This window comes from Roseivirga sp. AWQ4_251 (assembly GCF_056158225.1).
On record NZ_JBSWSW010000001.1, the window covers coordinates 1,264,421 to 1,288,201 of the forward strand.

The following is a 23,781-nucleotide window of genomic DNA, read 5'->3' on the forward strand; positions in this document are numbered from 1 at the left end:
GGGCTGGCGATGAAGTATTGTCCCTCTCCTTGGGGAGGGATAAAAGGGTGGGGCTATCAACGATATCCCACTTCATTTCCTTAAATTCATCCTTCAACCTTAATCCAAAACTCACCATGAAAAAATCGGCATTTCTACTGCTTTTTACTTTTCTATTGACCATACTTTCCTGTCAACCTAAGCAACAGGAGCAAGTTCAAGAACCAGAAGACCGAATGGAATGGTGGCGTGATGCCCGCTTTGGGATGTTTATTCACTGGGGGCTTTATGCAATTCCTGCTGGCGAATGGAATGGAGAAACCAACCATGCGGAATGGATTCGAACTACGGCCCAAATTCCTTTGGAAACCTACGATGAGTTTTTGCAGGACTTCAACCCGCAAAGTTTTGATGCCGAGGCCTGGGTGAAAATGGCCAAAGACGCAGGAATGAAATACATTACCATTACCAGTAAACACCATGATGGCTTTGCACTTTATGATTCCAAAACTTCGGATTTTGATGTAATGGCAACCCCATTCAAGCGGGATATTTTAAAAGAGATTGCGGATGCCTGTCACAAATATGATGTAAAACTGTGTTTCTACCATTCAATCATGGACTGGCATCACCCAGATTATTTGCCTAGAAGAGAATGGGAGAAGAATCGTTCTGTGGAAGGTGCTGAGTTTCCGAGATACGTAGATTATATGAAAAGCCAGTTGAAGGAACTGCTGACCAACTATGGAGAAATTGGTGTGCTCTGGTTTGACGGAGAATGGGAAGATACTTGGACACACGAAGAAGGAGCTGAACTTTATGATTATGTGCGAAGCCTTCAACCCAACATCATTATCAACAACCGTGTAGACAAAGGCCGACAAGGTATGCGAGGTCTGACAGCCGAAGGCGATTTTGCTGGAGATTTTGGTACACCTGAGCAAGAAATTCCAGGTACAGGCCTACCCGGTATTGACTGGGAAAGCTGCATGACCATGAATGATCATTGGGGCTACAATAAGGATGATGATCACTGGAAATCTACCGAAGAGTTAATTCAGAATTTGGTAGACATTGCTTCTAAAGGAGGGAATTTTCTACTCAATATTGGGCCAAAAGCGGATGGTACTTTTCCGACAGAGAGCATTGAGCGATTGAAAGCTATAGGCGATTGGATGGATGTGAATGGGGAGTCGATTTATGGTACAAAGGCAAGTCCGTTTGAAAAACTTGAATGGGGGCGAGTGACCCAGAAGCAAATGGGCAACAAAACCAAACTCTATTTACACGTTTTTGATTGGCCTGAAAATCAACTTCTAAGGCTTGGTGGAATTAGAAATGAACCTTTAACGGCTGGCTTACTTTCTTCAAAAGCTCAAAAATTGAAGATGTCAAAAGTGGAAGATGCCATTGTAATTGAACTGCCTCAAATTGAGCCTGATGCTATAGATCAGGTGATCTACATTGACATTGAAGGTGAACCCGAAGTTGTTTTACCTCCTGAAATTTTAACCGATGAATTTCAATTTATGAACTCTCAAAGTGTTGAACTCAAAACCGCTTCAGGCTTTGATATCCGATATACTTTGAATGGTTCTACACCTTTGGCCAATTCTTCTGTTTATACACAAGCTTTGGTTCTTGATAGAGATGTGAAACTTTCGGTTAGGGCTTTTAAAGGAGAAATTCCTGTAAGTGAAGTAGCACAAGCTGATTTCTCTAAAATATCTGCACAGAAGGCTTCTCCATTAGCGAATCCCAAAGCAGGTCTTCAATATAAATATTATGAAGGTGGCTGGGATACAGTGCCTGATTTTTCAAAAATGAAAGTTGTAAGTCAGGGAACTTCAACTGATTTTGATTCTGAATTGGGGCAGCGCGAAGAAAACTACGGTATCTCATTCGAAGGCTACATTCAAATTCCAGAAACAGATACTTACCGTTTCTTTTTGGCTTCTGATGATGGCAGTAAATTATATATCAACGATCAGCTCATAATTGATAATGATGGCTTGCATAATTTGCTCGAGAAATCACATTTAGTAGGCTTAGAAAAGGGCTTCCATAAAATCAAAGTAGAGTATATGCAAAGGACGGGAGGAAGTGGTTTGTCGGTTAGCTGGAAGCAAAATGGAGGAAGCAAAACCTTGGTTCCCAGTACTGCTTTATTTTATTGAAAGGTACATTTAAGGAAAACTAAAGAGTTCAAATCTATATTTTTTTGGAGTGCTTTTCCCAACAATAGCTCTAGTCTAGTACTAAGTTTTCTCTTTGATAAATATGGGTGTCAGTAGAACTATGATGACTATTGATTCAATCATTAATCCTGTAATGATGGGCAAATTTTTGGTAGGCCAAATAAATTGAAGGAGTAAAAACTGTTTAACTAATTGAGAGATAGCTATTAAGATGATTGCTTTCTTCTTTTGGGGTAGTGCTTTTCTGATCAATATCGGGAAGGTTAATACCGAAAGAGTGGAAGAAATAATAATAAGAAAGAATATGGCTAGGCTATAGGTCGTATTGAACATTTCAATCATTGGAAGCTAAATTTGCTCTTGGTGAATGATAAACATACCCAAAGGAAGGCGATGAAGAAATGTGCTTTTACTCAATCGCTCCGAGATAACTCACGTACTACCTGCTCATAATTTACCCCTTACTTCTAATTGTGTTTAATATTGATGTGTTATAATTTAACATTGTAAATTTTTGTTTTACTTAAACTATTTTTTATGCTAAAGTTTGAACACGAAATACCACTTCAATTAAACTCATCTTTTAGAAATCAAGATGAGGCGGCAATTGAAATAAAGGCTTTCTACGATCGGTTTAGAAGAACGGGAAGTCTATCGGACCCCCTACAAACCAATCTTTCACCTATTAGAATGGATGCATTTCTGCCTTTATATGAATCGGCAGATAGAGCAGCTCAAACTAAAATTAACCATGATAAAATAAGTGGGGAAGGAGAGAAAATGTATGTGACAGCCCTTAGAATTGGCTTTGGATTGGACGAGTCATTTAAAATGGATCTGTTTTATGAACCTATTTTTATATACAGATCTAGCGAAACTGAGAATGGTGCTTTTCAAGGAAAAATCTACCCTCTGGAAGAAGTCGAGCAACATTTATATATTCCTGCGGACAATGTTTTTAAGCCTCAAAAAAGTGATTTTTGGAAAAGGTCAGTCGATTCATATCGTAACAATATTGTCATTAGAAGATTTAGGTCAGGTCGAAGTTTTTGGCCATTTTATCTGAGAGATGACTGGAAGGGAGATACTAAAACTGTAATTATTCCTTTTCAAGAACTCTTTAAATTGTATGAGATTAATTTTGAAGATGTTGATCCAGACTTTACCTACCACAAATGGATCGCACCATTCAATGGCTCTGTACTTATTGATTATTCTTCTACAGTGATTGGAGGAATTGTCAATAGGAATAGACACAAGCATACCTTGCTTTTCGGTGCAGAAGATATGGGTACAGAGAGTACTAAGAATTTGAAATTTTTATTTCCTCAACCCCCTGAACCTGATGACTTAGCCAACTTTGCTCATTTATGCCCCCCAAGTTGTGGTACCATTTCCTTAATTGAAGATGAAACTAAAGCCTAGACAGCTGGAAAGAAGTTTTCACTATTAGTGAAGGCTTCCTTCTCTTTATTATTTCTTCGAATTGAAATTTGAAATATTTATTAAAGGGCGGATTAAGTGTTTTTTTGTAGGTATATTTATATATGCCTAGTTATATCAATATACTCAAGGATGCTTTTTTTCTTACTACTACACTAGCCCTTGGTATTTTTATTTTTAGAAAATTGAGTTTACCCTTCAGGTTAATCTTTTTACAAATATTTTTAGCTTTTGTCGTATATGTAGCTGCTTATTTGATTACCTATTTTCAACAACTGCATGGGGAAACTCTCAACAACCAATGGATTTTTAATGTGTATCTTTTATTGGAGGTTGTTTTGTTGGTTTTGGCAGGAAGTATTCTGATTAAAAGTAGGAAGCTCAATAAGTTTGCCACAATAGGTATGTTGATTTTCCTTTTGATTTTTTCTTTTCAGCTTGTAAATGGAGGATTTGGTGCTTTAGCAAACTATGCGTTTTTAATCGCAGGTATTGTAATTATTCCTATTTACATGTTCGCACTTTATGAACGGATTGTTAACAACCCTAATTCTTGGAAGGATTACCCTGAAATCTGGCTTTTTATAGGGTTAATCGTTTACTATGGCTGCAATTCCCCATATTTTGGTATGATCCATTATTTGCAAGAATATTCTCCTGAACTCAATGGGAAACTTTTTCTTTTAATTACCGATGTGCTTGGGAATATTAGATATTTTCTTGCAACGCTCTCTTTTTTCATGTTCTATAAGCAATTTAAAAGTAATGCAATCATTGTCTGATGGTAGACGTATCCCCAGTTGTATTGACCGTTATTCTTACATCACTACTGATTTTGCTCTTATTGGCAGGAATAACCATTTCATTTTTCGAAATCAACAGGCATAAGGAAAAACAGAAAACACTTTTAGTTGAAGCTGCTTTAAAATATCAGAAAGAATTAAGGGCTATAGAAATAGAGCTTGGAGAAGAATTGCGAAGTCAGATGGCACGGGAACTTCATGACCACTTAGGGCATGAGATTACTTGTTTAAGATTGGCGTTTGAAAATCACAAGCTCGATTATCCTGATATGGCTGAACTTTTTGAAGCACTCAACGAGAATGTAACAAGGGCTTCTTCTCAAATTAGACTGCTCAGCCGTACACTTAATAAGGATTATATTGGAGAACTACCGCTTAACGAAGCCATAGGACTGGAGGTACAGAGGCAACATAAACTGGGTGTTTTAAAAATTGAATGGGATCATAATTATGAACAAGGCTTACTCGCCAAGGATCAAGAACTGATTATATTTAGAATATTTCAAGAAATTCTGAATAACGCTTTGAAGCATTCTAAGGCCAATGATTTGAAGATAAGTTTATACTGTAAACCTTCATTTTTAATGTCCATAAAGGATAATGGAATTGGCTTTAACCTCAATCATATTTTAAGTTCAAATAAAGCCTCCGGACTTCTAAATATTAAGAAAAGGGCAGAAATGGCTGGCATGGAATGCCAAATTTTTGCTGCTGAAAATGAGGGATGCGAATATCAATTAAAAATGAAAACCCATTTTCAAGATTGACATATGAAGAAGAAGATAATATTGGTGGATGATCATGCCGTAGTCCGAAGCGGCCTCAAGATGTTGATCGAAAGATTGGGAGAATATGAAGTTGTTCAGCAATTTGATAATGGAAAAACACTGACGGATGCATATCCATATCAATCCATCCCTGATTTGATAATCATGGATATCAATATGCCAATTATGAATGGTTATGAGGCATTTCAAAGATTGAAGGAAATGAATTCTGATATTCCGGTATTGATCTTGACACTGGATACCGAAGAACATTTAATCGTTAAATTTTTTCGAGCAGGAGTTAGGGGCTATTTGGCAAAGGACTGTACGGCTCAAACTATGAAGGAAGCACTTGAAGCAATTTTTAATACGGGCTATTATCATAATGACTTTTTGTTGTATTCTCTTCAAAATGAAACGCCCCGAAAGAAGTTATCAGATCAGGAAAAGATAATGGAACAGCTTTCTGAGAGGGAAAAAGAGTTTTTAAGACTTGTATGTCACGAAGACGAGTATACTTATGATCAGATTTCAGGAATTATGGGCGTTCAGCACCGCACTGTTGATGGTTATAGGGAATCTATTTTTGAAAAGTTTGCCATTAAGTCAAAAACTGGCCTCGTTCTATTTGTTCTTAAGCATAATCTCTTTGATCTATTATAGAATTCAATCCCGTGTAGCATAAAACTCCCCGTTCTCATTGCACAAATACCCCTGTTAATAATTGATAGGTTGATCCAACTTCGGATAAGCTTTTTTAGCACGATTTTACTTAATCAAATATTACGTTAAATCATGAATGAGTAAGTGACGTGCTTTAAGAGCTAATGAACCATCAATTTATTAGCCATGTCAACCTACTCTACATCTCAAAATTTGATAAAAGATCGAATGTGTTTTTTATCGAATAGTCGCACGATTTTTTGTCGTTTCACACTAATCATCACCCTGTTTTTCTTTGGTGTTAACACCAATCTCAACGCTTTTCAGCAAACTCCCAGTATAACTATTTCAGGTGTTTCGGGCGATGAAATCGAAGCCCAAGAGGGAAGTGTAATCACGTTGCGTTTTAAACTTAATGAAGCGGTAAGCAATGGTTTTGGCCTAAAACTTCAGCCTTCAAACTCATTGAATGGAGCTATACTTAAAAATGATTATTCTTTTTTGTCTAGCGATAGCCTTGTTTTTAAAGGAAATAAGAATGAGGAGCTAGAAGTTAAAATATTGCTTCACAACGATAGTCTTGTAGAACAAAATGAAGAACTGAAAATCCTATTTACACCAAGCAACAGCTCAGTCTCCACTTCACTTTCAAGTTTAACCATTATCATTTTGGATTTGGATAAGTTGAGTGTTTCAGTGGAAAGTGGAACAGCCTTTAGGGGAGGTGATATTGTCTTTAAAATTCAGGCCAATAATGCATTCCCAAACGGTTTTCTGGTAGAATTCACTCCTTCTTCTGTTGATTCAGCTTTTAATCCCAAACTGAATCAATTGATGGATGTAACTAAAAGGGTTGTTGAATTTGAGGGAAGGGATAATGAGACACATACGGTAATTTTTAGAACAAAGAAGGTTTTAAGTACAAAGCGTTTTTTTGACGATCATACCTTTAATCTCAATTATCGAATCATTCCTAATGATGATCTAGATTTGAGTAAATATGAACAAAAGGGAGTTGTTCAAGGTGCAATCCTTAATCAATACTGTTCAAACTGTATTCCTGATTCAAGTTTAGATTCTGCTAACCAGTTTACGATTGATTTTGTGGGTAATGGTAATTTGCAGTCTTCATTTCAAAAAGGAGAAGACATTCCGGCAAACACAGCCTTGGGGATTAGGTTAGAGAAATATTTTAAAGACAGAATTGGTAAAAAGTTTTTAAGCTTTTATAAGGTCAATCTGGAGGCTTACATCAGCGTGGCATCAACGGTTGAAGGACTGTCTACAACTCGTGATACACTCAACAATGAAGTAACTAATACTAATGATTTCGGCAATTCCATTCTGGCGCCAATCAATTCAGGGCAAGCTGTAAATGTGAACCTTAAGCTGTTCAACAAAAACCCAATGTTTCAGATTGTAAGTGGGTTTGAAGTGAGCTTTATCAGTTCAAATAGAGATTGGATCGATAATTCAATATCATATCAAGCAAACAATAATGCTTTGCGCCTTTTGGCTTTCCACGATCTGGTATCTTATAAACATAGAAAGGATTATTCAGCCATGATAAAGGTCGGTTGGGCTTATAATTCACTCAGGGGAGATATTGCCCTTGACATGAATGATGACATCCGACAAGATGTCCTTGGTACCGATGGAAAGGTTTTTAGAGGATTAACATTTGGCATAGAGTTAAGATTAAAGAATTTGAAAGCCGAATTTGCCTATTTCAACTTAAAAGATGCTCAAAATGAATTGGACATTGAAGGGTTGACCAATGCTAGAATTCTAACTACCATTTCGTTTGTAGGAGGGTTTTCGGCCATCATCGATAAAGAATAACATCAAAATTTTTTCAGATGAATTGGTTAAAAAGACAGAAGACACTCCTTTTAGGGAGTTTACTTGTAATTTCTTTGCTTGTTGCTTGGATTAAGTTTGATGGGCTGAATATTCCTAGTTCGCCAAAAGGCTTAATTTCTTTTGAGTTATCCAGTAAGTTGGAGGCTGAAATTATATTGAAGGAGTGGAAAATAATTTCTTCAGAAGAACTTTACAACGCATCGCGACTAGCCAATTATTGGCCTAATAAGGAAGGGAATCTGCTCTTACTGGCTAAAAGAGCTGTATACCTGGATTTTTTGGTTATCCTGTTCTACCTCCTATTTTTTGTTTCTCTAATTGGCGAGGTGAGAGCGAGAGTAAAGAAAAAAATCAGCCCATTTCACAGTCTTGTTACTCGAATATTAAAACCTCAGAAAATATTGTGGTATTGGCTTTTATTCGCAGTAATCATATTGGTTGGCATAGCCGATGTTATTGAAAATATTTGCCTGCTGGAAAACCTTTATTCAGGCAGAATAATTTATGTTACTCAGCATTTATCGTCCGCGAAATTTATAGGCTTATACATTTTGCTTTTGTTCTTTGTTTTGGTGTGGGGAGCACATTGGGCATTTAAAGTTTTTGTAAGGGCCTTTACATTTTATTTGCCGGTTATTATCCTTTTGGTAATAGTATGTGTTGCATTTTCTTATTTATCCCAAGGAGAAGATTTGCTGATTATAATTGGAGAAAGCCCATGGTCTTCTTTCATCTTCATCTTTATTTCTTCAATATGGGCTTTAGTAGTTTGGTATAGTAGCAGACTAGCTACTTATGTTTTAAGAGTTAAACTTGGTTCAGCAAAGAATTCAATTTTAGATTTCTCTAACCAGAGAATGCAGAAAGAAAGGCTTGAAGTTCAATTGCACCACCTTATGCCGAGATTACTCGGTTGGTCATGCCTGATTATACTTCAATTGTGTTTGCTTTCTCTCCCCAATTTCTATTGGAAAGAAGGAGTAGAGTTAACCCGAGAAAGAACACCCTTCATTCTCTTTTTATTAGGTGTCGTTTTAAATCTCTTCGTACTTTTTATCGGTGTTATTGGCCCTGTATTCGATTGGAGTATTTCGAATAGATTCAAAGCATATATTCAGTTAAAAATCACCAATAGAATAAAGCAAAGCGGTGTTCAGCTACATTGGATAGTGTTATTTTCTTATGGCTTTATCGCAGCTTTAACCGCGCTTTTACAACTTTATTTCGGAGAGAATAATAAGCCTACAGCTGTTGGTTATTACTATTTAATGGCGATTAGTTTATTTTTTGCTTCAATAATTTTTGCAGCTTTTGTGGAAATAAGAAGGTCACTTTTAAATAATTCAACTGACAGTATTGAGCCAATAGCTGAAGCTGGTTTCATTAGAAGAATTATAAAGTTAATCGATCCCGATTTTAGTCCTTATGAATTTGAGTTTTTTAGAATCTTCTTATTCTCATCTATCCTACTGCTAGCCATTTATATTTCAGGTTTGCTCTCCATTCCATTCAGTACTAAACTATCACCAGGGGTTGTATTCCTGCTTTGCTTTTGTCTTTTAACTGGAACCGTAAATATCCTATCGCTCTTAAAAAGCAAAACCCAGATTAACTGGATTGCCCTGACCGTTTTGCTCATTATCTTTTTCAACAACTGGTCTTCACCATATATAATTCCACTAAAAAATTCTCAATCGAATGATAAGAAGTACGATAAAAGACCTGACTTAATTGCTTATATGAAAAAGCGATATAGGCAAGAGTTTGAAATTGCGGAAAGAGGAGGCAGTGAAGACCATGTCACTCGTCCTTTGTTTTTTCTAATGTCTGATGGAGGTGCTTCGCGAAGTGCGTATTGGGTGGTTTCAGTAATGGATAAGCTAGATAGTATGTGCTTTGACGAGAAGAATTTACTAGCGATATCTGGAGCCTCAGGAGGCACTGTGGGCAATGTGATTTATTACAGTCATTTGAAGCAAAAGAATGATGATGAATGGATGAAGCAAACAGCTGGTAAAGATTACTTGTCAGCTCCCTTAATTCGTTTGTTAGGGCTCGACTTGTTTGCCCAAGCTTTACCTTTCGTAAATAGTGATAGGGGAAGAGCGTTAGAAAAATCTTTTGAGGTATTGGATGATTATGGAATCTTGAAAAAGAATTTTTCAGATTTCATCCTTCAGGAGTCCGATCTGAACTATTCACTTCCTCTTCTATTTCTCAATACCACTCGAGTTCAAGATGGAAAGCCGGGGGTAATTAGTAACATAAAAATTGATAATAAGAATGCTATTTATAATGGTCGAATCGATGTGCTTGATTTGATTAGTTATGGTAATCAGCAATTTGAGATGTCCATTAGTTCGGCTATGATAATGAGTTCACGTTTTCCTTACGTAAGTCCCGCAGCTAATTTGAGGGGTCATTTTTTTGTTGATGGTGGTTATTTCGATAATTCTGGAGCTGGTACAACACTGGAAACAATGCGAGCAATCGATCATTATTTTGATTCGAAAGGGCAGCGAAATCCATTTTCTTACCATGTAATCCATATCAAAAATTCTCCAAAATTTGCTCAGAATCACTTATCTATGGTAAGTCCAATCGGGAATGATGTAGCAGCTCCTCTTTTAACATTGGCTGGCTCTTATGGTGAACAAACAGGAATAAATGATGAGAGGCTGAGGCAATATTTGATGAGGAAATCTGAACTCGATAAGGTTAAACACAATTATTTTGAGCTAGAGCTTTATACAAGTGCATCTGATTATAAAGAAATTCCTTTTGCATTCAATTGGGCAATGTCAGAATGGCTTAAGCAAAGAATGGACGATAAACTGAAAAAAATAGATCCTTTAATTTTTGATGAAATAATCAATTTACAAAAATGAACAAGAATAGTTTTTTAAAATTCCTTTTCCAAGCTGGCCTATTTGGATTCTTGGGAGTAGTTGTAGGTGGCCTTATAAATTGGGGTAAAGACTCTGACTTATCACTTAAACAGTTCAAATACGGATTGGTAAAAGAAGCAATCGCCATTTCAGATAAGCAATTGCAAAAAGAGAGGGTTGAATTTTTATATGATGCAGGATTGTTAGATAATGGTTTTATGGAAAGAGACACCTTAATTTTCAAATTGAATTATCAGCGAGGTAGATTAAACTCAAAAGCATTTTCGAGCTTAAGAGGGGCAATTCGCGAATTTTATAGTGTTGAGAACAGGGTGCCCAAGAGTTTTTCAGAATTAAGCAAGGCTATTAACATATCTAAGCCCTTGGAGCTTTTTAATCAAAATGTTCACTATTTCGCAAGCGATGAGAGAACGTTTAGGTTATTCACCCCTGGAGAAGATGGTGTGCTTTTTACCGGAGATGATAAGGTTTTAGATTTTAGTGGTCTTTAGTTTAGAAGAAGGCCTTGCAGGTACTGGGGTCAATTAGTAAGAAGTGTATTGAGGTTGAAATTCCTTTTTTAAGAGAAGATTTTATGCTATTTCTGCTGGCTGGTTTGAAAACTAACAGCTTTAGACCATTCGCTCCAGTTCAGGTTTTGGTCGCGATAGCGTACCCGAACGTAGTAAGTTCTGTTCGGTCTTAGTCTTTCGTCTAATTTTTCATCTGTTAAATCATCATCTTTCTGGCGGTTTTCTTTGTAATACCAATTTTCATACTGCTTCCAGCTATCGAAAACGGTACGTTCAAAGTCAGGGGATTCTGAAATTTGCCAGTTGCTAGCCGCATGGAATGCCTGACTCATATCACTTTTAAATGTGGAAGCTTTAAGTGTTAAGTCGATGTAATCTACTGTAGCGTTTTTGGTCGGGAAGGTGATGCTAGGTTGTTGAGGCTTAGCATTAATCCTGAAAACTGTAATGCTATCGGTGAGCGCATTATTTTTTGGGTTTTCTACATTGACTCGGCTTACGCGCTTCACGGTGAATTTTGGATTTTCAGCATCTCCGTCAACTTCAACCATAACAAAACCATATTCATCTTGGCTTACGGTAAATTCTTCATAATCGCGCCCTTCAAACTCGCCCCAATTGTCTATTGCTCCACCTGCTGAGGCCACATTTACCCACAAATGCTTGTGGTCTTTTGATTGGCCTCTTGAATAGGCATGCGTATGACCGAAAAAGTGAACGCTCGGTTTGCCTGTTTGGGTAGAGAAGTCTTCTAGCATTTTTACGATTTTTCCAGTGAAATCACTTTCGCCTGGAATCCAAAGTTCAGACTTGAAAGGATGGTGCATTTGAGCAAACACAAAGTCGATATCATCATTTTCGGCTGTTTTATCGAGCACGGTTTTGAGCCAATTGATCTGCTGGCCCAAGTCTCTGTAGCCATCATTTGAGTTTAAACCGATGATTCTTGTATTGCCGTAGTCTTTATACCACCAATGTTCGGCATAAGCCCCAGAACCGTTTTCTGGCAGGCTGAAATATTTAAAGTAGAAAAGTGAATTGGCTTCGTGGTTACCCAAAACCGGGTAAACAGGAACTTGAGAGAATAACTTTTGCGCTGGCTCAAAAAATTGATCTTTCCATTGATTATAAACCGATCCGCTGGCTACTAAATCTCCGGGAATCATTACCAAAGCCAAGTTGTCGGGCACTTCTCCACCGTACATTTTTTTCATGTAAGTAAGAATACCTTCATTCACCACTTCAGCGAACTTGTTGGGTTGGTTATGGTCGTTCTGCATATCACTCATCGCAACCAAATTGAACGACTGATGATCTTTAGCAAAAGGAGGAGTTTTAAACTGAAAAACATCGGATTTGGTGCCGTTGGTTACCACTCGGTAGAAGTAGTTGGTGAAGCGCTTTAAGCCAGTGATTTTTACTTCGTGAATTCTTGAAGAACCAAAATTGATGCTTTCAGAATTGCCTTTTGAACTTTGACCTAAGTTCTTGGTCTCTCCAAATTCAACAATACTTTCTTCTCCAAAACTGGTTTCCCATTTTACGATAATGCTATTCGGTTGAGCATCTTGCAAATAGGGTTGGACAATAATTTCAGGATGAGTTTGTGCAAAACCAACAAACGGATAAAGCAATAAAAATAGCAAGCTGATTCTTCTGGTCATTTTTGGGGTTGAGTTAAAAACGGGTTTCCATTTAATTAAAAAGCATACACCATACGAAGCCCGAAATTAGCAAACTATTTGGCCGCCTATGGTTAAGAAGTGTTTCTAAATGGTTAACAGTTTATGAAAGTTGTCAGCTTGCCAATTTAATCTGCTAAATATGCTGGTTAGAAAGCTTTTTATACGGTCAATTGACCAAGATACACTTTTGTTACTTAGGCAGTTGAATCATATTGAATTACAAAAATTCAAAATAAACCTCTTAAAGTTAATTTTTTCAATCGTTTGCTAAGGTTTTTGTTTTATTCGGAACATTCAGCTTTCTAACCTGTTCTTTTGATGTATGGGCAATCAAGAGAAAACTAACCAAGGCAGTATTCAAATGATATCGCACCCCACAAGTTCGCTTGTGAATTCCCCCGTGCCCAAAAACTAATCTTTCTCTTATTGAATTTGTGCTTTGTCCTGAATTTTCATTCTGGGCTTAGAACTATTTGTTTAATCGGTAAAAACCAACTTAAATAACTAATAACAACAATGAAAGTACTTGTTATTGGGGCCGGAAATATGGGCCTCACATATGCGGAGTCAATCGCAAAATCGGGTTACCTCAAAAAGGACGACTTGATGATTTTTGACAAATCTATTGAGCTTAGGAAAACCCTAAAGCAATCAAAAGACAACTATGTGGTTTACAACTCGCTAGAAGAATCATTGCCTATTGCAGACATTATTTTTCTGGCCGTAAAGCCATATCACAACGAAGGTCTTATGGATGAAATGAGGCCCATGATGAACAACCAGCAATTGGTGATTTCCATTATGGCGGGTATTACCATCGAAACCATTCAAGCAGGTTTGGGAATCGTAAAAGTAGTTCGCGCTATGCCAAATTTACCTGCTCAGGTAGGTAAGGGGATGACTTCTTATTTGGCATCTCCGGAGATTTCGAGAATCGAACTTTGGATGGTGGAAGATTTGCTGAACAGTACGGGTAAATCAGTGAGGGTAGATTCGCAAATGTTCATTGACGCTTCTACTGGTATTTCAGGCAGTGGACCAGCCTATGTATTCTATTTTATGGAATCTATGATGAAGGCTGCGGAAAAAATGGGCTTCTCCGAAAACGACTTAAAGGTATTGGTGAGCCAAACTTTTGAAGGTGCTATTGAGCTTTTCAATCAGAATAAACTTTCACCCAATAGCTGGATGAAAAGGGTAGCCTCGAAAGGTGGAACTACACAAGCAGCACTCGATTCGCTGGAAGATAACAACGTAAAAGAGTTGATTCACGATGCGGCCTATGCGGCTTTCAATCGCGCTGTGGAATTAGGTAAGGAAAAATAGACGTTTTGGTAAAAAGCAATAAAAAAAGAATAGTAATTAAGGTAGGTACCAATGTGCTTACCAATAAAGATAATCGAATTGTTCGCCCAATTATTACGGAAATCGTGCGGCAGATTGCCGAACTCTATGAGCAGGATATTTTAACTGTGCTCATTTCTTCGGGTTCTGTAATTGCCGGAAAAGAGGTTTTGGGCTATAGTGATATAAAAGACAAGGCTATCCGCAGACAGGTTTTTTCTTCGGTTGGCCAACCGCGAATGATGCGGACTTATTACGAACTCTTCCATGACTATGGAATGAAATGTGCTCAAGTGTTGGCAACAAAAAGGGATTTCAACCCTGGCATTTGGCGCGAAAACATGATCAATTGTTACGAAGGTTTGCTTTCGGAAGGTGTAATTCCGATTGCCAATGAAGATGACGCCACATCCGTTTCAAACTCTATGTTTACGGATAACGATGAGTTGGCAAGTCTTGTAGCCGATTTGATCAATGCTGATATGCTGTTGATGCTCTCCGATACTCAGGGACTATATACGGGTCACCCAGATGATGACGATTCGGAGATAATTCGGGAAGTGGGCGCTGCCGACAAGGTGGACCAATACATTCGCGAAAGCAGAAAAGGTGAGGCCGAAGGCCGTGGTGGTATGGGTTCAAAATTGAAGATTGCCCAAGGTGCTGCCGCGAAAAACATCACCACTTACATTGCCAACGGAAAACAAAAAAACGTGATTCTGGATATTGTGGCAGGAAAAAATGTAGGAACAAAATTTACAGCAGAATAAATACAGATATGAAACTTCTTAATTCAGATATAAAAGACAAAGTGTTAAACACGATGATTCGCCTTTTGGATGAAAACAGAAAGCAAATCATTGCAGCCAATCAGCTTGATTTAGAAGCCTTTAATAAGGATGATCAGGCGATGTATGATAGGTTGGTGGTTGACGATAAAAAAGTGGATGGCATGATGCAATCCGTTCAGGAGGTAATGTTGAAAGAAGATCCAGTGGGCAAAACCCGTTCTTCGATCAAGCGAGACAATGGCTTGAAAATCATCAACAAAACGGCTCCATTTGGCACCATCATGATTATTTATGAATCAAGGCCAGATGTTACCATTGAAGCATCAGTTCTGGCTTTTAAAGCGAATAATAAGATACTTCTGAAAGGAGGAAAAGAAGCCATACATTCCAATGAAGTTTTGGAAAGCCTTTGGCATCAAGCACTGGAAACTCATGGTTTATCCAAGAATTGGATTAAACTTCTGAAAATGAATCGACAAGAAACGCAGGCTTTCTTGATGAATCCCACAGAACCCATTGATTTGATTGTTCCCAGAGGTGGTGAGAGGCTTATTGCCTTTGTGAAAGAACATGCAAGTTGCCCTGTTTTGGTGAGTGGTAGAGGAAATAACTTCATTTATGTAGACCGTACTGCCGATTGGGAGCAAAGTATTAAGGTGATTTTGAATGCAAAAACGGATAAGATTTCGGCCTGCAATGCACTCGACAAAATCTTAATTGATGAAGGCATGCCTGAGCTCAATAAAAAGCTTCAGCATTTACAAAAATCACTTCATGAATTTGATGTTGAACTATTAGTCGATCATAAAGCCAAGAAAATTCTATCGGAAGAAGTTGAGATAGAAGAAGATAAAACTTGGTTTGAAGAGTTTTTAGCCTTGAAAGCCTGCATTGGCTTGGTGAAAAATGAAGATGAAGCGATTGAGAAAATCAACCATTATTCTGGAGGCCATTCCAGCGGAATTATGACCAACGATTTGGCCAAGGCTGAAAAGTTTATGGAGCAGGTAGATAGCGGAGCAGTGTATCATAATGCATCAACCCGATTTACCGATGGTGGCCAAATGGGAGTTGGCGCTGAATTAGCGATTAGTACCGATAAGCTTCACCATCGCGGTCCACTTGGGCTTGAACAGTTGGTTACTAATAAATATTACGTTTACGGAACAGGCCAAGTAAGAGTATAAAATATTAATGGCCTTGGTTGCCCGCGCCCTCTTCGATGTATGTCGGGAGGGCGCTACTTTTTGGAAGACAAGTTTAGTGGGTTTTAGAACTTGGAAATTCATCTGCCGCCATTTTAAAAGTCAATATGCTCCCTTGTTCTTTAGCACGAATAATATTTTGTGTGATCCTTATCACATTCTTCCCCATTAAATCAGCTACTTCTAGTTCAGAAGGATCAACAGAAACGCCATTCTTCTTAAGTTGTATATATGCATTCACTACTTCCTTGATATTAACCTTTCTTAGTTTCATGAGAATCAGGGAGGTTAATGAAATGGGATAGCCTAAAGCTTTTGTAATTAAAGCATAATTTATCAACGAGAATAGACCCAATAATTTGAAAATCAGATACAAAAGAGTAGCAGCTCCGATTATAGCTAGTATGTTGATCAAAGTTTGGTTCATCTCAATTATTCAGTTTGTTCTATGTTATTTTTTAGGCTTTGGGTTAGTCATAAATACATATCCAAAAAGTATGGCGAACATACAATAGGCGATAGTGATAAACAGCCAGTAGATATAATTTTCTTCGATTGAGCCCAAGGTTTTGAGCGATGCAAAAGCCCCAATTAAAAAGTGAGAGAAATTGCCTAAAGCTAGAGGGCGGCTGTAAATCCCACCGATTAAAACACCTTTAGCCATATAATTGAGGATAGCAAACCCAAAATATAAGGCTCCGCCCAATTGGAAAGCCAAAAGCAAAACTGGGTTTTCATCTTGATTCAATCCTTCAAGAATCAAATCTGGCATAAAAGTAAGCCCAACGCTGGTTAAGCCTAAAAATAGTGCGCTGGCTGTCATCAAAATTCGAGTATTCATAGGCAAGAAATTAAGCTTTCTGTTAGGTCAATTCAAGTTTAAGTAAGAAGAGTTGGATGACTTAAGATTTCTTTTTTACTCCTTTTATGGCAGGTTCGTTCCAAGGATCATCTGGCCAAACGTGTTTTGGATATCGCCTTTTCAGCTCTTTCTTCACCTCAAAGTAAGCGTCCGACCAAAAGCTTTTCAGATCTCCGGTAATTTGAACTGGCTTAAAACCTGGAGAAAGTAGATGCATAAGGACAGGTTGTTTGTCTTGATTCACACGCGGTGTTTCGGCTAAACCAAATACTTCTTGAATGCGAACGGCCAAAACTGGTGCTTCTCCATTTTCTCTGTACATCAGTTTAATTTTCGAACCGCTAGGAACTTGCAAATGTGTAGGTGCCAGTTGGTCGAGCAACTGCTGTTGTTCGTAATCGAGGCTATGTTGCAAAACCTCTTTTAAATCGATTTTCTTAAGGTCATCGGGTTTCTTTACCTGTGAGAGATAAGGCGCTAACCATTCGGCATTTGTAGCCAAAAGACTGGTTGTTCTTACTTCAGGCCATTCGTTTTGAGGATTCCACTTTCTTACGCTGAGCACACGATTTTGCCATTGTTGCACATCTTCATTGAAGTCTAAAAGTCTTTCACCTTCCTTTTTCAATGCTTCAGAAATAGCTGCAACTAAGTGGCTTTCATCCGGTGAAGGGAGTGGCTTACTTTGCAGTACAATGCTGCCAATTCTTAAATCCTTGGTAGCGATTAGCCCACCTTCATCAGTGTCCCAAGTAATCACTTCTTTTTCCTTAACAAGTGGTGCTAAATCTCTTGGATTTAGAGGGGAAGCCATAAAGATTTTGCCCATTCCATCTCGGGCATCGATGTGGCAAATGGCTAGCCAAGGTTCATGAGCTAAATCTTCGCGATGGCCAGCCATCGCATATCTTCCATTTGAAAGTTGAAATTGAGCGTTGTTGCCTGGTCGAGCAAAAGCAATTCTTTCAGGATAAGCATGCGTCAACAAAACGCCTGTTTCATAGGGATCGTAACTGCTGTTGTCAGGTTCAATGTTGAATAAACTTCTGTACTGATCTGCAATTTTTTCAATTCGGGCCATTTTTCGATTGTCTCGATTTTCCCTTCTGTGAGTTCTTAAGGCTTCAATACGAGTGTTGATGTCGATGCCCGCTTCTCGGCCCAAAGGATCGCGTTCTTCCAACAAAGCGGCAATGTCAGTAGCCAGTTCCAGTTGATCATCATCTTCGGCCATTAACAGCATATGGGCAATTCGAGGATGACAAGGTAACTTGAGCATGTTCTGCCCATGAGAAGTAATTCTTCCATTTTCCAGTGCTTCTAACTGATGCAGAAGTTCTGTGGCTTGGGCCAAAGGACCTTTCGGTGGAGGCGTTAACCAGGTCATGTTTTGAACATCAGTAATGCCCCACTGCGCCATATCGAGCACAAGAGAAGCCAAATCGGCTTCCATAATTTCTGGCGTAATGTGCTCAGCAAGTCTTAAATGAGTTGCACTAGACCACATTCGGTAACAGACTCCCGGACTTAAACGGCCAGCCCGGCCAGCTCTTTGATCGGCCGAATCCACCGAAATACGCACGGTTTCCAATCGCGATAAGCCTGAATTAGGATTAAAACGGCTGGTTCTTCCAAAGCCGCTATCTACTACGATTTTAATGCCTTCAATGGTTAAGCTGGTTTCAGCAATAGAGGTGGTGAGAACTACTTTTCGTTTGCCATTTCTATCGGGTAGAATAGCTGCTGTTTGTTGTCTTTGAGGTAAAGAACCGTATAAAGGATGAATCGAAAAGCCTTTCAATTCTTTCCTTAAAATGCCTTCAGCTTGATGGATTTCTCTTTGGCCGGGTAGAAAAACCAATACATCGCCTTCGTGTTTTTTTGTGGCTTTTATTACCGTTCTGGCACAAAGATCGGCCATTAAGAATTCGTCAATATCTCCTTCGTAATGAACTTCAACAGGGTATTGCTTGCCTTCACTGATTACCGCTGGAGCTTTTAATAATGAAGTCAACTGAGGCATATTCAGTGTAGCCGACATTACCATTATACGCAAATCTGGCCGGAGAACTTGCTGTGCTTCTCGGCATAAAGCCAAAGCTACATCGGCATGAATACTTCTTTCGTGAAATTCATCGAAAACCACCATGCCAATGTTTTCCAAAGCATTATCGCTCTGTATCATTCTGGTAAGAATTCCTTCGGTTAGCACTTCAATTTTGGTTTCTTCTGAAGTTCTATTTTCGAACCTTATTCGAAAACCCACCGATTTGCCAACGGGTTCTCCTAAAAAATGAGCCATTCTTTCGGCAATGGTTCGAGCGGCTAACCTTCTCGGTTCCAGCATCAAAATTTTCTTGCCTTCCAACCACGGTTCATTCATTAAAGCCAAAGGCAGAAGCGTACTTTTTCCAGCACCAGGAGGCGCATTAACGATCAAAGTGTTTTGAGCAGCTAAATGCTTTTTTACATCATCGAAGGTTTCCGTTATCGGAAGATCTATGGAATAAGGATTGAAAGGCAAGGAATATGAATTTGATTTGAAGCGCGAAGTTACTACTAAAGCTTCTATCTGTGAAAAATGAAGAAAGAAAGCTCAAGACTAAATGAATTAGGAATGTATGCAAATGGATTTCTTAAGACCGAGTTTTCTGATATCTTCAAACCAAACTTTTATCGAAATAATGGCAAACGAACAATTACAGGCTCTGCTGCTGGCTTTAGAAACTTCTCCTGAAAATATTCCTTTGAGAAAATTGGTGGTTCAAGAGCTTTTTAAGCTAAAGCAATTCAGCGAGGCCGAACGACATATAAAATCCATTTTATCCATTCATCCTGAAGACGCAGAGGCGCGACACGATTTGGCCAGAGTTTATTTTGAAACTGAGGCTTATTCTACGGCAATTGTGGTTTTGGAAGAATTGATAGAGAACGGTGCATCAAAATCGCATCATAAAATCCTTTATGCCAAAGCACTTTTGAAAGATGGAAGTGTGGCTTCTGCTCGTGAGGTTTATCAAGATGTAGTTCAACAAAATCCACATTTGGCCGAAGATGAACTCGATAAAGAATTTAGAGTGGCCAGCCAGCCTCAAGCTCCAGAATATGACGATCATTTTGTAAATGAGGCTTTGGGAATGGTTAAACCTCAAGTCGATTTTTCTCATGTAGGAGGTATGACTGAGGTGAAAAGGGAGATTGATTTGAAAATCATTAAGCCCTTTCAGCATCCGGAAATGTATAAGGCTTATGGTAAAAAAATAGGTGGGGGAATTCTGCTTTACGGCCCTCCGGGTTGTGGAAAAACGCATATTGCAAGAGCAACAGCAGGAGAAGTGAAGGCCAATTTTATCAGTATTGGCATTAATGATATTCTTGATGCTTGGCTTGGCAATAGTGAAAAGAACTTGCACCAAATTTTTGAAACGGCCAGAGCCAATACGCCTTGCGTGCTTTTTATCGATGAAGTTGACGCACTAGGAGCCAATCGTTCCGACATGCGCGGTGCTTCGGGTAGAAACGTCATCAACCAGTTTCTTTCAGAATTAGACGGAGTGGAAACCGATAATGATGGCGTACTCATTCTGGCGGCTACTAATTCTCCTTGGCATTTGGATCCGGCATTTAAAAGGCCAGGCCGTTTTGACAGAATGATTTTCGTGGCTCCACCCGATCAAGCTGCTCGTGAGAATATTCTCGAAATTATGCTCAGCGACAAACCAACCGAAAGCATTGATTACGAGAAAGTGGCCAAGAAAACGAAGGAGTTTTCAGGGGCAGATTTAAAAGCAGCTATCGATCGAAGTATTGAAGATAAGCTAGAAAGGGCTTTTGAATCAGGAAACCTCGAATCATTATCGACCAAAGATCTTCTTAAGGCAGTGGGTAATACGGTGCCTTCAACCAAGGAATGGTTTTCAAAAGCCCGAAACTATGCTTTGTATTCCAACGAATCGGGTCTTTACGATTCTATTTTGAACTACTTGAAAATCAGTAAATAGTGCAGGGCTTATCTCGTATTGAACTTCTGATAGATCAGAAGCGCTATGATATGGCGGTTGAACTGCTCAATCAATATTTGGCAGAGCAACCCAACGATTCCGATGCGCTTGCACTGTTGGCTATGTGTAAGTTGAATCTAAAGGAAGCGGTGAAGGCCATTGAGATTGCAAAAAATGCCTTAGGTTCCGACCCCAATAATGCCTTTGCACATTACCTCATTGCCAATGCTCATTTTTCATTATTAAATTATAAAAGGGCAGAAGAAGCCATTAATGAAGCCATAGCAATAGACCCCATAGTGTCGGATTATTATGGTGTTTTGGCCAATGTAAAACTTGCTAGAAGGGATTTTCAAGAAGCCATTGAAGCAGCTCAAAATGGGTTGAAATTCAATCCTGAGGATTTAATGTGTCGAAATGCACTTTCTACGGCTCAGCTTAAAATAGGCCAGAAAGAAGAAGCTTTCAATACAATAGATAAGGCCTTGGAGATCGATCCGCACGATGCTAATACACATGCTACTTTGGGTTGGGCTCAACTTGAAAAAGGCAGTCATAAGGCAGCGCTGAATCATTTTGCGGAAGCCCTTTCCATGAACCCGATGAATGAATATGCAAAGGTGGGGATGTTAGAAGCTCTGAAGGCGAAATATTGGCTCTATCGCATTTTCCTTCGGTTTTTCTTCTTTATGTCGAACCTAAAACCGGGTGTTCAATGGGGAGTGATAGTTGGAATCATTTTGATCAATAAAATATTAGTGGCCGGAGCTGAATCAACAGGGTTGAGTGCCATTCTTCTACCACTGAGCTATTTGCTTACCTTCTTTGTGGTAACCACATGGATTATTCAGCCGCTGTTTAATTTTTTCATGAGCATTAATGTGTATTCTCGAAATCTTCTAAACGAATTGGAGCGAACTGTTTCTGCTTTTGTAGGTATAAGTTTTATCATTTTCGTTTTGGCGTTGGTGGGTTGGATTTTCACCCGTTCTGAAGTTCTTTTGGCTACTATGATTATTGGCTACACTTTGATTTTACCTATTGGTAGAATTGCTGATGCGCATAAAACATGGGTGAAATACTTTGTGATTGTGTTCAGCTTGGCAATGGTAGCCGTGGGTGTCATTTACATTGGCGCTGCCACAGGGCCAGCGGGCTCTTTAAACATCAACTTAGAATATTATATCTTCCCAATGGTAGGCTTCACTTGGGTTTGGAATTTTATCAATACCCGATAGTCAATGGTAAGAACGGTACACATCTTTCCTTAAAATAACTGTAACTTTCAGTTTTTAAACCTATAGAACAAAACTATGAATAAGCGCTTTTTCTTCTTTTTAGCTTATGGACTTTTGGCCATTGCTAGCATTAGCAGCTGCCAGAAACCAGCTGAAATCGATCAAGAATACGTAACTCACGTCATAACCACTTTGGCGTCCGATGAAATGGAAGGCAGAAAAATGTTTACTCCAGGAATCGATAAAGCCGCAAAATTTATTGCTGGCGAATTTGAGAAAATTGGATTGGAGCATTTAGACGGATTGAACGGCTATCAGCAGAAATTCGACATGTATTCAATTTCACCTGAATCAATTTCTGTATCACTGGATGGTACTGCTGTAGATGCCGACAAAATCATTGTTTCAGCAAGTACTGAAGGTTTAGATTGGACAGATGTTTCTGCCTTGAATGTTGTTTCCATTAAAGCTGACGAAAATTTCCAATCTGCTTTCAATCAAGCAAGAAGCGGAAAAGGAAAATCACTTTTATTGATCGATCCTGCGCATGAAGCCATTTTTAATCGTTACAAGGGCTTTCTTTCTCGCGGTAGCCAAGTCATGAAAATGGATGACTCCAATGCTTTCGTTGGTGTAATTACCACAAAAACTTCAGTAAAATCTGTAGACGTAAAAGTGAAGAACAAAGTAACCACTCAAAGCCTGGCCAATGTTGCTGGTAAAATCAGTGGAAAACGTTCTAACGAAATCATCCTTTTTAGCGGTCATTACGATCACTTAGGTGTTAGGGGAGAAGAAGGCGACACTATTTACAACGGAGCCAATGATGATGCTTCTGGAACAACAGCAGTAATTGCGCTGGCTAAATACTTTAAAGAATCAGGCATTACTCCTGAAAGAACCATCATGTTTGTGGCCTTTACGGCCGAAGAAGGTGGCGGATACGGTTCTAAATATTTTTCTGAGCAACTGAATCCTGATCAAATTGTAGCCATGTTCAACATCGAAATGATTGGAAAAGGCGCTAAAGAAGGTCCAAATACGGCTTGGATCACCGGTTTTGATAAGTCGAACTTTGGTGAGCTTTTACAAAAAGCAGTTGAAGGTACTGAATACACTTTCTACCCAGATCCTTACCCAACTCAGAACCTTTTCTACAGATCTGACAACGCGACTTTAGCAAGGTTGGGCGTTCCTGCGCATACCATTTCTACAACTCAAATTGATATTGACAAGGATTATCATCAAGCTTCTGATGAGGTGAGTACTTTGGATTTAACCCATATGACTAACACTATCAAAGCGATTGCAAAGGCTGCTGAGCATATGATTTCTGGAGAAGATACTCCAACAAGAGTTGACAAGGCTAGCGTTAGATAATTCTCGTTTCTTTAACGAAAAGAAAGGCCGTTTTTGAGTTAACAAACTTAGAAACGGCTTTTTTATGTCTTTTAGTTTTTAGTCGCTCTTCCAAATACATTATTGAAACTTTCAATGCATTGGCCGAACAAGAACGGT

At 38.7% G+C, this 23,781-nt stretch carries 18 protein-coding genes; 14 read left to right on the top strand and 4 right to left on the bottom strand.

Annotated features, from left to right (window positions below):
• Positions 1-116: 116 nt before the first annotated feature.
• The 8 genes from ACXACJ_RS05680 to ACXACJ_RS05715 all read left to right on the top strand — a co-directional run bounded on the left by ACXACJ_RS05680 (position 117) and on the right by ACXACJ_RS05715 (position 11,116).
• A complete protein-coding gene (locus ACXACJ_RS05680; RefSeq protein WP_475133308.1) occupies positions 117-2,156 on the top strand; it encodes an alpha-L-fucosidase in 2,040 nt (679 codons plus the stop codon).
• 558 nt (positions 2,157-2,714) lie between these two features.
• Positions 2,715-3,602, top strand: a complete 888-nt coding sequence (locus tag ACXACJ_RS05685) for a hypothetical protein (RefSeq protein ID WP_475133309.1) — start codon at positions 2,715-2,717, stop codon at positions 3,600-3,602.
• Positions 3,603-3,724: 122 nt separating this feature from the next.
• On the top strand, positions 3,725-4,402 hold the full coding sequence (locus tag ACXACJ_RS05690; protein ID WP_475133310.1) for a hypothetical protein: 678 nt from the start codon (positions 3,725-3,727) through the stop codon (positions 4,400-4,402).
• A complete protein-coding gene (locus ACXACJ_RS05695) occupies positions 4,402-5,190 on the top strand; it encodes a sensor histidine kinase (RefSeq protein WP_475133311.1) in 789 nt (262 codons plus the stop codon). Before ACXACJ_RS05690 ends, ACXACJ_RS05695 begins: the two co-directional genes overlap by 1 nt.
• Positions 5,191-5,193: 3 nt before the next feature.
• Positions 5,194-5,853 (top strand): response regulator, encoded by a 660-nt coding sequence (locus ACXACJ_RS05700; protein ID WP_475133312.1) that lies wholly within the window; start codon positions 5,194-5,196, stop codon positions 5,851-5,853.
• A 186-nt stretch (positions 5,854-6,039) separates the two neighbouring features.
• Positions 6,040-7,695, top strand: coding sequence for a hypothetical protein (locus ACXACJ_RS05705; RefSeq protein ID WP_475133313.1), 1,656 nt, complete (start codon positions 6,040-6,042; stop codon positions 7,693-7,695).
• Positions 7,696-7,712: 17 nt separating this feature from the next.
• Positions 7,713-10,604 carry a patatin-like phospholipase family protein gene (locus tag ACXACJ_RS05710; protein ID WP_475133314.1) on the top strand — a complete coding sequence of 964 codons (2,892 nt, stop codon included), beginning with the start codon at positions 7,713-7,715 and terminating at the stop codon, positions 10,602-10,604.
• Positions 10,601-11,116 (top strand): hypothetical protein, encoded by a 516-nt coding sequence (locus tag ACXACJ_RS05715; RefSeq protein WP_475133315.1) that lies wholly within the window; start codon positions 10,601-10,603, stop codon positions 11,114-11,116. The genes ACXACJ_RS05710 and ACXACJ_RS05715 overlap by 4 nt, the downstream gene beginning before the upstream one ends.
• Before the next feature lie 86 nt (positions 11,117-11,202).
• Here the strand turns inward: ACXACJ_RS05715 and ACXACJ_RS05720 are convergent, their stop codons facing one another.
• On the bottom strand, positions 11,203-12,801 hold the full coding sequence (locus ACXACJ_RS05720) for a purple acid phosphatase family protein (protein WP_475133316.1): 1,599 nt from the start codon (positions 12,799-12,801) through the stop codon (positions 11,203-11,205).
• Between the two features lie 537 nt (positions 12,802-13,338).
• Between ACXACJ_RS05720 and proC the strand changes: the two genes are divergently transcribed.
• The 3 genes from proC to ACXACJ_RS05735 are packed head-to-tail and all read left to right on the top strand — an operon-like array spanning position 13,339 to position 16,144.
• Positions 13,339-14,148 carry a pyrroline-5-carboxylate reductase gene (gene proC, locus ACXACJ_RS05725; protein WP_475133317.1) on the top strand — a complete coding sequence of 270 codons (810 nt, stop codon included), beginning with the start codon at positions 13,339-13,341 and terminating at the stop codon, positions 14,146-14,148.
• Between the two features lie 5 nt (positions 14,149-14,153).
• Positions 14,154-14,936, top strand: a complete 783-nt coding sequence (gene proB / locus ACXACJ_RS05730) for a glutamate 5-kinase (RefSeq protein WP_475133318.1) — start codon at positions 14,154-14,156, stop codon at positions 14,934-14,936.
• An 8-nt stretch (positions 14,937-14,944) separates the two neighbouring features.
• Entirely contained in the window at positions 14,945-16,144 is a 1,200-nt protein-coding gene (locus ACXACJ_RS05735; RefSeq protein WP_475133319.1) for a glutamate-5-semialdehyde dehydrogenase, read from the top strand.
• A 73-nt stretch (positions 16,145-16,217) separates the two neighbouring features.
• Here the strand turns inward: ACXACJ_RS05735 and ACXACJ_RS05740 are convergent, their stop codons facing one another.
• The 3 genes from ACXACJ_RS05740 to hrpB form a co-directional block, all read right to left on the bottom strand.
• A complete protein-coding gene (locus ACXACJ_RS05740) occupies positions 16,218-16,589 on the bottom strand; it encodes a flotillin-like FloA family protein (RefSeq protein WP_475133320.1) in 372 nt (123 codons plus the stop codon).
• 24 nt (positions 16,590-16,613) lie between these two features.
• Positions 16,614-17,003, bottom strand: a complete 390-nt coding sequence (locus tag ACXACJ_RS05745; protein WP_475133321.1) for a hypothetical protein — start codon at positions 17,001-17,003, stop codon at positions 16,614-16,616.
• A 61-nt stretch (positions 17,004-17,064) separates the two neighbouring features.
• Positions 17,065-19,548, bottom strand: a complete 2,484-nt coding sequence (gene hrpB / locus ACXACJ_RS05750; protein WP_475133322.1) for an ATP-dependent helicase HrpB — start codon at positions 19,546-19,548, stop codon at positions 17,065-17,067.
• Positions 19,549-19,708: 160 nt separating this feature from the next.
• On the opposite strand from hrpB, the gene ACXACJ_RS05755 reads away from it, so the two are divergent.
• From ACXACJ_RS05755 to ACXACJ_RS05765, 3 genes are all read left to right on the top strand, one after another.
• Complete coding sequence (locus tag ACXACJ_RS05755) at positions 19,709-21,025, top strand: AAA family ATPase (protein ID WP_475133323.1); 1,317 nt, start codon at positions 19,709-19,711, stop codon at positions 21,023-21,025.
• Positions 21,025-22,263, top strand: a complete 1,239-nt coding sequence (locus tag ACXACJ_RS05760; RefSeq protein WP_475133324.1) for a tetratricopeptide repeat protein — start codon at positions 21,025-21,027, stop codon at positions 22,261-22,263. Before ACXACJ_RS05755 ends, ACXACJ_RS05760 begins: the two co-directional genes overlap by 1 nt.
• A gap of 75 nt (positions 22,264-22,338) precedes the next feature.
• On the top strand, positions 22,339-23,643 hold the full coding sequence (locus tag ACXACJ_RS05765; protein WP_475133325.1) for a M28 family metallopeptidase: 1,305 nt from the start codon (positions 22,339-22,341) through the stop codon (positions 23,641-23,643).
• Positions 23,644-23,781 lie beyond the last annotated feature (138 nt).

Bases quoted from the DNA above. Each gene is read 5' to 3' on its own strand.
- ACXACJ_RS05680 (WP_475133308.1), top strand. From the start codon at position 117: ATGAAAAAATCGGCATTTCTACTGCTTTTTACTTTTCTATTGACCATA.
- ACXACJ_RS05685 (WP_475133309.1), top strand. From the start codon at position 2,715: ATGCTAAAGTTTGAACACGAAATACCACTTCAATTAAACTCATCTTTT.
- ACXACJ_RS05690 (WP_475133310.1), top strand. From the start codon at position 3,725: ATGCCTAGTTATATCAATATACTCAAGGATGCTTTTTTTCTTACTACT.
- ACXACJ_RS05695 (WP_475133311.1), top strand. From the start codon at position 4,402: ATGGTAGACGTATCCCCAGTTGTATTGACCGTTATTCTTACATCACTA.
- ACXACJ_RS05700 (WP_475133312.1), top strand. From the start codon at position 5,194: ATGAAGAAGAAGATAATATTGGTGGATGATCATGCCGTAGTCCGAAGC.
- ACXACJ_RS05705 (WP_475133313.1), top strand. From the start codon at position 6,040: ATGTCAACCTACTCTACATCTCAAAATTTGATAAAAGATCGAATGTGT.
- ACXACJ_RS05710 (WP_475133314.1), top strand. From the start codon at position 7,713: ATGAATTGGTTAAAAAGACAGAAGACACTCCTTTTAGGGAGTTTACTT.
- ACXACJ_RS05715 (WP_475133315.1), top strand. From the start codon at position 10,601: ATGAACAAGAATAGTTTTTTAAAATTCCTTTTCCAAGCTGGCCTATTT.
- ACXACJ_RS05720 (WP_475133316.1), bottom strand. From the start codon at position 12,801: ATGACCAGAAGAATCAGCTTGCTATTTTTATTGCTTTATCCGTTTGTT.
- proC (WP_475133317.1), top strand. From the start codon at position 13,339: ATGAAAGTACTTGTTATTGGGGCCGGAAATATGGGCCTCACATATGCG.
- ACXACJ_RS05735 (WP_475133319.1), top strand. From the start codon at position 14,945: ATGAAACTTCTTAATTCAGATATAAAAGACAAAGTGTTAAACACGATG.
- ACXACJ_RS05740 (WP_475133320.1), bottom strand. From the start codon at position 16,589: ATGAACCAAACTTTGATCAACATACTAGCTATAATCGGAGCTGCTACT.
- ACXACJ_RS05745 (WP_475133321.1), bottom strand. From the start codon at position 17,003: ATGAATACTCGAATTTTGATGACAGCCAGCGCACTATTTTTAGGCTTA.
- ACXACJ_RS05755 (WP_475133323.1), top strand. From the start codon at position 19,709: ATGGCAAACGAACAATTACAGGCTCTGCTGCTGGCTTTAGAAACTTCT.
- ACXACJ_RS05765 (WP_475133325.1), top strand. From the start codon at position 22,339: ATGAATAAGCGCTTTTTCTTCTTTTTAGCTTATGGACTTTTGGCCATT.